Origin of the sequence: Brachybacterium fresconis, from assembly GCF_017876515.1 — a bacterium.
Lineage (GTDB): Bacteria > Actinomycetota > Actinomycetes > Actinomycetales > Dermabacteraceae > Brachybacterium > Brachybacterium fresconis.
This window is the reverse complement of record NZ_JAGIOC010000001.1, coordinates 2,182,205-2,194,547: the sequence shown is the minus strand read 5'-3', so window position 1 is coordinate 2,194,547 and position 12,343 is coordinate 2,182,205. Positions and strand designations below refer to the sequence as shown.

The 12,343-nt window shown below is 70.2% G+C and carries 10 protein-coding genes; 7 read left to right on the top strand and 3 right to left on the bottom strand.

The genetic code is table 11. From position 1 onward, the window contains the following. Positions 1-61 precede the first annotated feature (61 nt). Complete coding sequence (locus JOF44_RS09925) at positions 62-1,690, bottom strand: amidohydrolase (RefSeq protein WP_209890435.1); 1,629 nt, start codon at positions 1,688-1,690, stop codon at positions 62-64. A 190-nt stretch (positions 1,691-1,880) separates the two neighbouring features. Between JOF44_RS09925 and JOF44_RS09920 the strand changes: the two genes are divergently transcribed. Next, entirely contained in the window at positions 1,881-2,489 is a 609-nt protein-coding gene (locus tag JOF44_RS09920; RefSeq protein WP_209890432.1) for a TetR/AcrR family transcriptional regulator, read from the top strand. Beyond that, positions 2,486-3,679 carry an FAD-dependent monooxygenase gene (locus tag JOF44_RS09915; protein ID WP_209890429.1) on the top strand — a complete coding sequence of 398 codons (1,194 nt, stop codon included), beginning with the start codon at positions 2,486-2,488 and terminating at the stop codon, positions 3,677-3,679. The genes JOF44_RS09920 and JOF44_RS09915 overlap by 4 nt, the downstream gene beginning before the upstream one ends. A 58-nt stretch (positions 3,680-3,737) precedes the next feature. Here the strand turns inward: JOF44_RS09915 and JOF44_RS09910 are convergent, their stop codons facing one another. Then, the gene (locus JOF44_RS09910; protein ID WP_209890425.1) at positions 3,738-4,379 is read right to left on the bottom strand and encodes a TetR/AcrR family transcriptional regulator; all 642 of its coding nucleotides are present in this window, start codon (positions 4,377-4,379) and stop codon (positions 3,738-3,740) included. Between the two features lie 129 nt (positions 4,380-4,508). Here JOF44_RS09910 and JOF44_RS09905 point away from each other — a divergent pair, with 129 nt between their 5' ends. Continuing rightward, complete coding sequence (locus JOF44_RS09905) at positions 4,509-5,792, top strand: erythromycin esterase family protein (RefSeq protein WP_209890423.1); 1,284 nt, start codon at positions 4,509-4,511, stop codon at positions 5,790-5,792. Positions 5,793-5,858: 66 nt separating this feature from the next. Here JOF44_RS09905 and JOF44_RS09900 read toward each other — a convergent pair whose 3' ends face one another. Continuing rightward, entirely contained in the window at positions 5,859-7,283 is a 1,425-nt protein-coding gene (locus JOF44_RS09900; protein ID WP_209890420.1) for a sodium/glutamate symporter family protein, read from the bottom strand. Between the two features lie 288 nt (positions 7,284-7,571). On the opposite strand from JOF44_RS09900, the gene JOF44_RS09895 reads away from it, so the two are divergent. The 4 genes from JOF44_RS09895 (at position 7,572) to JOF44_RS09880 (ending at position 12,337) form a co-directional block, all read left to right on the top strand. Further along, entirely contained in the window at positions 7,572-8,492 is a 921-nt protein-coding gene (locus tag JOF44_RS09895) for an ABC transporter permease (protein ID WP_209890417.1), read from the top strand. A gap of 5 nt (positions 8,493-8,497) precedes the next feature. Continuing rightward, entirely contained in the window at positions 8,498-9,592 is a 1,095-nt protein-coding gene (locus JOF44_RS09890; RefSeq protein WP_209890414.1) for a taurine ABC transporter substrate-binding protein, read from the top strand. Continuing rightward, positions 9,589-10,461 carry an ABC transporter ATP-binding protein gene (locus tag JOF44_RS09885; protein WP_209890411.1) on the top strand — a complete coding sequence of 291 codons (873 nt, stop codon included), beginning with the start codon at positions 9,589-9,591 and terminating at the stop codon, positions 10,459-10,461. The genes JOF44_RS09890 and JOF44_RS09885 overlap by 4 nt, the downstream gene beginning before the upstream one ends. A gap of 124 nt (positions 10,462-10,585) precedes the next feature. After that, positions 10,586-12,337: a hypothetical protein gene (locus JOF44_RS09880; protein WP_209890408.1), complete on the top strand. Its 1,752-nt coding sequence runs from the start codon at positions 10,586-10,588 to the stop codon at positions 12,335-12,337. Positions 12,338-12,343: the final 6 nt, after the last annotated feature.

The following is a 12,343-nucleotide window of genomic DNA, read 5'->3' as shown; positions in this document are numbered from 1 at the left end:
GGCGCGAAGGGGCGCGGGGCATGAGCCGCATCGCCCGCGACGCGGCCGTCGCCCGTTCGCCTTACGCCTCGTACACGACCTCCCCGTCCTTGATCGTCGCGAGCACCTCGACGTCCCGCAGTTCCTGCGGCACGCTGGTCAGCGGGTCGGCGGAGAGGATCACGAGGTCCGCGCGCATGCCCTCACGGAGCTGTCCCTTGGAGTCCTCCTCGCCGTACTGGTAGGCGGCGTCGGTGGTGACGGCGCGCAGCGCCTCCCAGGTGGAGATGCGCTGTTCGAGGCCGACGGGCTTGCCGGCGCGGCTGATGCGGTTCACGGCCGCCCAGATCGTCAGCAGCATGTCCGGGGGCGTGACGGGGGAGTCCTGGTGCAGGGTGACGCGCACGCCGCGGTCCAGGGCGGAGCGGGCGGGGGAGACGCGACGGCCGCGCTCGGGGCCGAAGTTGCGCAGGTGCACATCGCCCCAGAAGAAGGTGTGCACGGAGAAGATCGAGGCGATCATCCCCAGCGGGGCCATGCGCTCGAGCTGGTCATCACGCACGGTCTGCGCGTGGATCATCACCGGCCGCGCCTCCAGCAGGGCGGGGTGCTCGGCGCCGACGCGCTCGGCCGTGGACACGAACAGCTCGGCGGCCGCGTCCCCGTTGCAGTGCGCGAGGAGCTGGCGTCCCTGCGCGGCGACCGCGCGGGTGAACTCCTCGACCTCCGCGGGCGTGTGGATCGGGTAGGCGCAGCCCGGGTCCTCATCACCGGGAACCGGCGCGTAGGGCTCGCTCATCCAGGCCGAGCGGGCCTGCGGCGAGCCGTCGAGGATCATCTTGTAGCCGCCGAGGCGCAGTCGGCCGACGTACTCGCCCGCGAACTCGGGGTGAGCGTCGAAGACGCTGGTGCCGGTCTGCACGAGCGGGTAGACGACCACGTCGAGCGCGATCCCGCCGGCTCCCGCTGCGCCGACCAGGCCGTTCACGGTGGTGGGGTCGGCCGCGCCTTCCTGGGCGGTGGTGATCCCGTGGCGCAGGTAGTCCTCCGCCGCCCGCTGCACCGCCTGCGCGGGGTCCGCCGCGCCGCCGGGGAGCAGGCCCCCGCTGCCGCTGGGGTCGAGGACGCCGGCGAAGGCCGCCATCGCGGGATGCTCCTCGACGTACCCGTCGGGCGTGCCGTCGGGACTGCGACCGAAGCGTCCTCCCTCGGGATCGGGCGTCTGGGCGATGAGTCCGGCTCCATCGACCAGTACCGAGTTGCCGACGGCGACGTGCATGCTGCGGTGCAGCGCGAACACCGGGATCGCGGTGGAGATCTGGTCGAGGTCGTCCCGGGTGGGGTGGCGTCCTTCGGCCAGCAGGTTCGGGTCGTACTTCGCGCCGATCAGCGGTGAGGTGTCCGACGGGTCGCGCTGCGCCAGGCGCTCGCGGAAGGCGGCGATGATCTCGGCGACGGAGGTGGCGTGCTCGAGGTCCACCAGCGCGGCCAGCGCCCCGTGCTGGAGCAGGTGCCCGTGGGAATCGATGAACGAGGGCATCAGGGCGCGCCCGGCCAGATCCACTTCCTCGGCGCCGCCACCGAGCAGGTCGCGCGCCCGGTCCAGGTCGCCGACGAAGGCAATCAGTCCGTCGCGGACGATCACCGCCTCGGGGGAGTCGTCCTGATCGACCATCGTCAGGATGCGGCCGGAGTGGTAGAGCGTCTCCACGGTGAGGGTCCTTCGCGTCGTCGACTGGGTGCCGCCGATCGTGTCACGGGGCCGGTGCTACGCGCCTGGTGAGCCGAGGTGTGGTCGAGAGATCCCGGAGCCGCGCGTCACGAGGGGCGGCCCTCGGCGCGGAGGGGAAAGGGGGTCCGGTCCCTTGACGAGGTGAGTCGCACGCACTCATATTGGGCGTATGACCAATGCGAACGCCCAATCCATGGATGCGCCGCCGTCGACCAGCACCGAGCGCGGCCGGGCGGCCCGCGCCCGGCTGCTGGAGGCTGCCGCCGAACTGATCGCCGAGCACGGCTGGAACGCTGTGACCACGCGGCGTCTCGCCGACCACGCCGGGATCCGCTCGGGCCTGGTGCACTACCATTTCGAGTCCGTCCAGGCGCTGCTGCGGCAGGCGGCGATGTCGCGTGTGAGCCGGCTCCTCGAGGAGGCCGGCGCGCAGCTCAGCGAACAGAGGGATCCGACGGAGGAGCTCCTGTCCCTGCTCGACCACTTCGACGGCGCCGACGCCACCTCGCTCCTGGTGGTCGAGACCTACCTCGCCGCCACCCGCGATCCCGTGCTGAACGAGCAGCTGGTCGCGGAACTGGCACGCTTCCGCAGCGCGCTGGAATCGGCCCTGGCTCGAGCCGGGAACCCCGCTCCCGGCGCGACGGCCCTGGTGACCCTCGCCGCCCTGGACGGCATCGCCCTCCAGAAAGGCCTGGACCCCGAGCTCCCGACCGACGATGCCCTCGCGCTGCTGCGCGGGATCATCCACCCCGACCGGGACGGCGGGCACGCATGAAAGCCCTGATCTGCGGCGCCGGCATCGCGGGCCTGGCCCTCGCCGGACGCCTGAACCACCACGGCTGGGACGTCACCCTCGTCGAACGCGCCCCCGGGCCGCGCCGCCACGGCTACATGATCGACTTCTCCGGCCCCGGGTTCGACGCCGTCACGGCCATGGGACTGGAGCCGCAGCTGCGGCGACTGGCGAGCCCGGTGCGCGAGTTCCGGTACATCGATGACCGGGGGCGCACGACGGTCAGCCTCGACTACGAGATCTTCGTGAAAGCTCTCGAGGGGCAGATCGTGAGCATCATGCGCCCGGCGCTGGAGGAGCTGCTGCGGGAGGCGCTCGGCGCCGGGGTGGACTTGCGTTACGGGCTCAGCGTCGAACAGATCATCGACGACGCCGCGGTGCTCTCGGACGGCACGGTGATCGAGGTCGATCTGATCGTCGGCGCCGACGGCATCCACTCGCGCATCCGCTCCCAGGTGTTCGGTCCGGAGTCGGACTACTTGCGTGACCTGGGGATGCACACCAGCGCGTTCGTGGTCGAGGACCAGGAGGTCTTCGAGCAGGTCCGCGGACAGTTCGTGCTCACGGAGTCGCTCGACCGCCAGCTGGGTCTCTATGGGCTCGGCGAGGGTCGGGTCGCCGCCTTCACGGTGCACAGGACCGACGCAGAGCGCGCACCGGACGATGCTCGCGAGGAGGTGCGCGGAGAGTTCGCCGGCCTCGGTGAGCTCGCGGACCGCGTCCTGTCCCGATGCCCACCCTCGCGCGAGATGTACTACGACCAGGTCGCCCAGATCCTCATGCCGCGTTGGACCGACTCCCGCGTGGCCCTGGTGGGCGACGCGGCGTATGCGGTCTCGCTGGTCGCCGGACAGGGCGCGTCGCTGGGGATCGCCGGAGCACACCTGTTGACGGAGATGCTCGCGACGGGCGCCCTGGTGCCGGAGGCCCTGGCGGAGTACGAGCGGCGGTGGCGACCGGTCGCGACGGGTATCCAGGACGCGGCCCGCGACCGGGTGATCGAGGTGTTCCTGCCGAGATCGACCCGGACCCTCCTGCTTCGGCGCTGGGGATTCCGGGCGATGAAGCTCCCCGGCCTGCACCGGGTGATGACGGGGTCGCTCTTCCCCAAGGGGTCGCGCTCGATCACCGAGCTGAGCGACCTCGGGCGTGCCCAGCTGCGGAGCACCTGAGTCAGGGGGCACCCGCGGTCGGCCACCAGAGCCAGCACGGCGAGGTGCGCCATCCATCTCATGCAGGGGGCGGGGTCGTCGGCGATCCCGCTTCCCGGCGCAAGCCCTCCAAGAGACTCGCCAGTCCCCGGTGGAACTCGTCGTCCGGGTCCATCCCGCGGGCGATGCTCGCTGTCGCGGCCAGGTGCGGGAACTCTGCAGGCGGCAGCTCGGCCAGCGACGCGGTTCCCGCGCCGTCCAACGGGCTCAGCTGTTGAGCCTGGATGGCACCGAGAACATGATGCACGATCGCCCGCTGCGCCAGGACGCGGCCAGCGCTGTGGAAACCCGCCTCGGCGAGGACGGCGAGCATCGTCTCGATCCAACGCACGGAGTTCAGGGTGTCGTGTCGGTGCCGAAGCAGCAGGGGAACGGCCTCGGGGTGCGCTCCGGCCGCTGCACGAAGGCGGTCGGCGAGCACGGCGATCCGGTGTTGCCAGGGCCCGGCATCCACCTCTTGCACGAGTGGCTCCAGGATCCGGTCGGCGACCAGACGTTCCAGCTCGTCGCGGTCGGCGACATAGCGGTACAGCGCCATGGGGCTCACGCCGAGCTCCCGGGCGACGGCGCGCATCGACAGGGCGGCGTACCCGTCCTGGTCGAGCACGGTCAGCGCCGCCGTGGTGACGTCAGTGAGGGTGTGGGACTTCGGTCGAGGCATTGACCCTCCGGGTTGATCTGCCATAACGTACGTTACGTATACAGCGTACGCCTACGTGGTGCCGGAACCCGCCGGTGGCCGCGACCGGGAGCCGGCTTTTCGTCGGAATCGATCATGAGGAGGTGGCCGATGACGAACGGGGCCACGATGCACTTGTCCGAGTGGCTGGCCGAGCACGGCGCACCCCAGAGATACCTCGATCCCGACGCTCCCCTCGATGAGCTCGAGCCCGTCGCCGACCTCGTCGGCGACGCGCGGGTGGTGGCACTCGGCGAGAGTTCCCACCACATCTCGGAGTTCTATCGGATCCGGCACCGCCTGCTGCGATACCTCGTCGAGCGGCGCGGCTTCACGATGCTCGCGCTCGAAGCTCCTTTCACGGAGGCCGAGATCGTCGCCGACTGGGTCGCCGGCGGTCCCGGCGACGTCGAGCGAGTCGCTTCCGAGGGGATCGCGATGTCGCTGGGCGATGCGCCCGAGATGCACGAGACCCTCCGATGGATGCGGGCACGGAATGCGCGCGAGGAACTCGCGGTGCACTGCGTCGGAACGGATCTGCCCGGCTCGATCGGGTCTCCCATGCCCGCCCTGGAGCGCGTCGCGCCGTATATGCGGGAGCTGGACCCCGGATCCGCAGCGGCACTGGAGCGCGCGATCGAGCTCGTCGCGCACTACGACCTGCCGCTTGCGACCATGGCGCTGGCCGCCTACGCGACCCTCCCGGAGCACGATCGTGATGCGGTGACCGGTGCACTCAGCGAGCTGGTGGCGCGGTCACAACGGATGGCCAGCCACCACCATGCGACCGGCCAGCAGGCCGAGCACGCCGAGGTCATGCATCATTTGCGCGGTGCGTGGCTCCTCGACCAGGTGCATCGGGCATTCCTCAGCGAAGACATGGGGAACGCCTCCACCTTCCGTGACGTCTACCTGGCGGAGTCGGTGCTGCGGCTGCTCGAGTCGGACCCGTCGGCCAAGATCGTCCTCGCCGCCCACAACTGGCACATCAAGAAGACGCCGGAACGCGCCGAGGACGGCCAGCTGCTCTACCCGGCGGGGTACCACCTGGCAGCCGCCCTGGGCGATGAGTACCGGTCGATCGGACTCACGGCCCGCGGAGGGCGGACCACCGTCACCGACGGGGCGGCGCTGGATGGGTCCGGGGCGTTCCCGTTCCAGCAATCCCCGCAGCCGGGGCCGGAGCCGGACTGCGTGGAGTCCGCCTTCGCCGGTGATGCCCCGTGGACGCTGGCCGACCTGCGCAGGGCAGCTCCGTCGGTGACCGACGCTGCGCGCTTCACCCGCATGAGGATGGCCGACTACTTCCTCGAGCAGCCGGCGTTCGAGAGCTTCGACGGCCTGGCGTGTGTCGCCGAGAGCTCGGGGACGCGAGGGACGCGAAAAGCGGGTTGAGCGCGAGTGCAGGAGCGGCGGTGGGCGAGCAGCTCGGTCCGCCCCGGCACGTGCCGGGGTCGTCTCTCACTCCACCGCCGACTCCAAGGTGGAGCGCTCTTCCTCCTCCTCGGGCTGGTCGCCCGTCCCGCCCAGTGTCCAGGTGCGCTTTCCGAAGCAGCGGGTGATCAGCATGATCACGAAGTACGCAGCCGTCAGTGCGGCCATGATGCCGACGGCGCCGAGCACCCCCACCTCCCCGGCGAACGCGGCGGAGATCGTGAGCATGGCGGGGATGTAGAGCATCTCGGGCAGGTTCATCAGCCCCATCTCCGCCATGGTGGTGGTGCGCATGCGCGGGTCCAGGATCCGCACCAGAGCCAGCCCCGTCGGGGTGGTGCCGGTCAGGGTGCCGAACATGCCCATGGTGCGCTCGAAGTCGTGGTCGCTGCCGTAGCGCTGGCCGAGGAAGAACACCAGCGCCACCGTGACCACGACGACGAGCACGACGGCCGCGAGGATCGGCACCAGCCAGGCGGCGACCACGGCGGCCTGGACGGCCATGAAGGAGGCGACCACCACGTAGTCGGTGGTGACGCCGGTGATCTTGGCCTGCATCTGGCGGTCCAGCAGGTGCTCGACCTGCAGCTTCCGCATCACCCAGCGGATGAAGTAGGCGGCGAGCAGGCCGTTCATGAACATCATGCCGCTGATGGTGTCGCCGATGAATCCGGGGAGATGGCTGAAGACCCAGGCCAGCCCGTGCGCGAGGACGTAGGCCGCGCCCATCATGGCGGCGTGGACGGTGAGGGTGTCGATGTTGCCCGAGAAGGTGGTCTCGGTGCCCATCGACTCCGTCTCCTCGTCCTGGCGGAAGTAGCCCTTGCTCACGGAGTCGGAGATGCCCATCGAGTGGGTGGCGAGCCCTCGGCTCATACCCCACTTGGCCAGGGGGATGCCCACCAGCAAGGCGGCGGCGAAGCCGGCGGAGGCGAAGGCGAGGCCGACGTCGACCGCGTTCTCCCAGCCCTGCTGCTCGAAGATGCCGGCGAAGGTGACGGCCTGCCCGGGGCCCTGGGCGAAGGCGAACGGGATCATGAAGCCGTAGATCGTGTCCATGCCGCCGAAGCGCCCGGTGGTGGCGACCACGGCCACCCCCACGAGCGCTTGCACGGCGAAGACGAAGGTCCAGGTCAGTCCCATCGCCCACGCGCCGCGCAGCAGCACCTTCTGGGTCTTCCCGCCGTCGGTCTTGGTCGACGCCGGCGGCGGGGTCAGGCCGATGGAGATGAACGACAGGGTGAACAGCACCGCGGTCAGCTGCGCGAACAGGTCGCTGTCCACGCCCTCGAGCACCCCGGAGAGGCCGACGTTCATGGCGATCGCGCCGAGGAACCCGGCGATCACGAAGGCGGGGACCATGTTGGTGCGGAAGGCGGGGATCCACCGCCGCACCGCCATCCCGAGCAGGCAGAAGGCGCCGATGAGGGACAGGCCGAACAGAGCGGACACGCGGGATCTCCTCGCCGCCCCGTCGCGGGCACACCGGGGTGCCGTGGCGTGGAGCGCATTGTGGTCGTCGTCGAGGGGGACCGTACTCGCCTGATCCTTCGCCCGCGCATCCCGCCCGCTCCCTGGGAGAGAACTATCAGGTAACGATCAGCGGTCCGCGCGGGCGAAAGCGCTGTCCGTCGACGGATACTCGGGGAGGCCGCGCCGGCGAGCCCTGGGGTGGCCGGGACCGGTGCGGTACTGTCCACCCTGCGCACCGGCGAGACGATCGAGGAACGGAAGCGGTCCATGAGCAACGACGCGACGGCGACCGAGCCTGCCTCTGCGGCGACCGGTCCCGGGTCCGAGGACGACCGAGCGCATTCGCACCGGGTGGCGAAGGCCGCCCGCCGCGGCCGCTCCCGCCGCAGGATGCGCGCCCGTCTGCTGCAGGCCGGGGTGCTGGTCGGCGTGATCGCCCTGTGGTGGCTGATCACCGCGATCAAGCTCGTCGACCCGCTCTACCTGCCCAGCCCCCAGGCCGTGCTCGGCGCGTTCGTCGACGCGAACCGCTGCCAGGTCATCGACGAGAGCACCGGACGCACCGTCTGCGGCGTGCAGAACTACTATCTGTGGGAGCACCTGGTCGCCTCCCTGCAGCGCATCGGCGTGGGCGTCGCCCTCGGTGCCGTCTGCGGCATCCTGCTGGGCTTCCTCATGAGCATGTGGGAACCGGCCAACACGGCGCTGGCCCCGTACCTGAACTTCCTGCGCGCCCTGCCCCCGCTGGGCTACATCGGGCTGATCATCGTGTGGGTCGGCATCGGCGACACCTCGAAGTACCTGCTGCTGTTCCTGGCGGCGTTCCCGCCGATCGTCATCGCCACCATCGACGGGGTGCGCGGGGTGCGCGAGGACTACGTCCTTGCCGCCCGGTCCATGGGCGCCGGTCCGACGGGGATCGGCCGCTTCGTGGTGCTGCCGGCCGCGACCGCCTCGATCCTCTCCGGCGTGCGCCTGGCCATCGGCTTCGCCTGGACCACCGTGGTCGCCGCCGAGCTGAACAACGGCATCCCCGGCATCGGCGGCCTCGCCTACATCTCCGGCACCCGCTTGAACACGGACCTCACGATCGCGTGCATCATCGTCATCGGGCTGGTGGCGGTCGCCCTCGACGGCTGCATCCGACTGGTCGGGAACCGTCTGACCCCCTGGTACGGAAAGGCCTGAGCGCCATGAGCCCCACGACGAACCTCAGCGCACCCCGGCCCCGCGCGGCCGCACTGCGCCTGGCCGCCGCCACGCTCGGCCTGGTGCTGGCCCTGAGCGGATGCGTGCAGTCCGGCCGCACCAGCCACCCCGACAACTTCGAGGGCTCCGTCCCCTGCCCCGTCGAACCCGACCCCTCTATCACCACGTCGGCCCGCATCGCCTGGCAGGCCATCCCCAACGGGGACCTGGTGGTCAAGGACCTCGAACTGCTCGAGACCTGCATGCCGAATGCGGACATCACCTGGATGAAGATGAACTCCGGGGGAGACGTGATCCAGGCCTTCGGCTCCGACTCCGTGGACATCTCCCAGGTGGGCTCGAGCCCCGCGGTGAAGTCCGCCTCCCCGCCGCTGAGCAAGGACATCAAGGTGATCTGGATCAGCGACGTCATCGGCGCCGCGGAGTCCCTCATCGCCAAGGACCCCGACGTCGAGACGCTCGAGGACCTCTCGGGCAAGACGATCGCCGTGCCCTTCGGCTCCACCGCCCACTACTCGCTGCTGACGGCGCTGGGGGAGGCGGGGCTCACCGGCGAGGTGCGCGTCATCAACCTCGCCACCGACGCGATCCTCGCCGCCTGGCAGCGCGACGAGATCGACGCCGCCTGGGTCTGGGAGCCCACCCTCACCCAGCTGGTCGAGACCGGCCACCCGATCCTCTCCAGCGAGGACAGCGCCGGCCTGGGCGCCCCCACCTTCGACCTGATCGCCGGCACCACCGCCTTCATCGAGGACAACCCCGACTTCCTGCGGATGTGGACCCTGGCGCAGGCCGAGGGCAATCGGATCATGAACGATGATCCGGAGGCCGCCGCCGTCTCCATCGGCGTCCAGCTCGGCATCAGCCCCGAGGAGGCGAGCAAGCTCCTGGACGGCTACGAGTTCCCCACCCTCGAGGAGCTCGCCGGCGAGGAGTTCTTCGGCGGAGACGGGCTCTCCACCGCGTTCGCCGGCACCGCAGAGTTCCTCGAGCAGCAGCGCGAGATCGACGCGCTCGCCGAGGACGAGGTGTACGAGCAGATGCCCTACGCCGACGCGATCGAGGAGGTCGCCCCGTGACCGACAGCCCCGCCCCGCAGCCCCCCGGGACCGACAGCTCGGCGCCCGACCTCACCCAGGCCGAGACCGCGACCGATTCCGCGACCGGGCCCGCCGCCAGCGAGCCCGTCGTCTCCCTCGAGGCCATCTCCCAGCGCTACATCACCGACTCCGGGGACGTGGTCCACGCCCTGGCCGAGACCGACCTGCACATCCCCGAAGGCCAGTTCGTGTGCGTGGTGGGCCCCTCCGGCTGCGGCAAGACGACCCTGCTGAAGATCATCGCCGGCTTCCTGGACCCCACCGGCGGCACGGCCCGCTACCGCGACCAGAAGATCACCGGCCCCGGCTCCGAGCGCGGCGTGGTGTTCCAGCAGCCCAACCTCTACCCCTGGTTCACGGTGCGCGAGAACGTGGCCCTGGGCATGCGGATCCGCAAGGTGGGCAAGAAGCAGCGCCGCCAGAAGGCGCAGGAGTACCTCGAGATGGTGGGACTGGGGGACTTCGGCGACACCCGCCCCTATGAGCTCTCCGGCGGCATGCAGCAGCGAGCGCAGATCGCCCGCGTGCTGGCCAACGAGACCGACGTGATCCTCATGGACGAGCCCTTCGGGGCCCTCGACGCGATCACCCGTTCCCGCCTGCAGGCCGACGTGCTCCAGCTGCAGCGCACCGAGCACCGCACCGTCTTCTTCATCACCCACGACGTGGACGAGGCCGTGTTCCTCGGCGACCGCGTGCTGGTGATGAGCGCCCGCCCCGGTCGGGTGGTGCTCGACCAGGACGTCACGCTGTCCGCCCAGGCCGGCCGCACCCTGGGTGAGGAGATGCGCCGCCTGCCGGAGTTCATCGAGCTGCGGGAGCGGGTCGCCGGGGCGATCGAGCGGTGAGGGCGCGGGAAACCGGGGGCAGAGTTACCGCCTGGCCGCACAGTTCAGGCAGACTGTTCGCTGTTCCTGACCGGTACCTGTGAAACATGGGTATCGACACCGCACGAAAGGCCTTTGATCGATCGTGAACATCACCCTCGCCGTAGCTGCGATCTCCGATCGGGGCCGCCGGCTGCTTCCCCGGGTCTGGGACGAGGCGTGCCGTCTCGGGGGCGAGGCGTACGACGTCACCAACGCATCGACCGAGGTGACCGATCGCAGAGCCGTGCTCAACGCCCGCGCCGTCGAGGGCACGTGGAATGCCCCGACGTGGCTCCACGACGAGCACGGCGTGCTCTCGCTCTCGCAGCCCCCGGTCTCCTACACGGAGGAGATCCCGGGATCGGGATGGGAACGCTGGGCGCGCTCCGCTCTGCGGGAGGACCGCGGGCGACGGACGGTGCAGCCAGGATACTTCGGGGCCTCGCTGTGGGACGACGGCGGGCTCGAGGCCTGGAACGACGTGTTCGGCTTCGGGCGGGCCTATGTCGTCCAGAACCAGGACTTCGTCGCGGTGGGTAACCACATCGGGATGCTCTCCCTCTTCTCCTCCCGCCCTCTGGAGGTGGACGTCTACGGCGCCGATCTGCTCGCCCAGGTCGGCTTCTGGCCCGAGGACCATTCCCCGGTCGCCGAGGTCCGCCGCCTCGGCCCGGCCGAGGTCATCGCCGTCGGCATCCGTGACGAGGTCTCCCGTCGACGCTATGCCTCCGACGAGGAGTTCTACGGCTACCGGGAGCAGCAGCCGGACTACGACGCGGTCGCGGCCTCGATGGCCGTCCTCACCTCGAACATCGGCGACATCGCCGTGCAGGCGCCGACGGTCCACCTCTCCGGAGGCCAGGACTCCCGCGTGACGGCCGCTGCCTGGCTCGCCGGCGGCAAACCGGCGTCGCTCCAGACGGTCGGGACGCTGCAGGGGGAGGTCGACGTCGCCGAAGAACTCCTCGCGGCGATCGATCGTGACGGTGCACTGGAGGCACGGGGCGTCACGCACCGCGTCACCTACCCCAACCCCGGTCGGGTCTCGAACTTCTCGATCGAGGACCGCCTCACCAAGGGTCTGCTCCTGTGGGACGGAGACTTCGCCCCCGGGAATCTCAAGGCTCCCATCAACCGCCCACCGGCCCGCTCCCGCCTGACGATCGGCGGGGCGAACGGCGAGGTCATGCACGGCATCTACTACTCGACGCCGAAGATGCTCGAGGCGGCCCGCGCCATGGAGCATCCGGTCGACCGGGTAGGGCGAGCCTTCGCCGGGAAGGTGAACACCCCGGAATCCCGGGTCTCGACCCTGCAGTTCATCGAGAACCAGAAGGCCTTCACCCGCTCACTCGGCCACGAGGACGCGACCGCGCTCAACGTGTTTCAGATGCACTCGAAGTTCCGCCGCTGGATCAACGCGCAGCTCAGCTCCGCCTCCTTCGTCCTCCTGCTCAACCCGGTGTTCGTGCGAGCAGGGATCGACCTGACCCCGGAACAGCGCCTCGACAAGGTGATGCAGAAAGCGATGTCGCGCGCCCTCATCCCGGAGTGGGAGAGCATCCGGTACTTCAAGGCGTCCCCGGAGGACTCCAAGAGATCGGGTCGCGTCCAGGGCATGCGAACATGGCAGACCTCGCCCGGGTCGATGGAGCATCTGATCCACGAGCGCACGGCCTGGCAGCGGTGGTTCACTCACGATGCCATGGCGGACATCGAGAAGGCGGTCGGCGCCGGGGACGGCAATGCGATGCACGAGTCCAACCTGAACAAGGCCTACCTGCTCGACGCGCTCCCGGACCACGTCGGAGCCCTTGAACGAGTCCGCTCCCAGCTGTGGAGCGCGGCTGCGTGACCGACC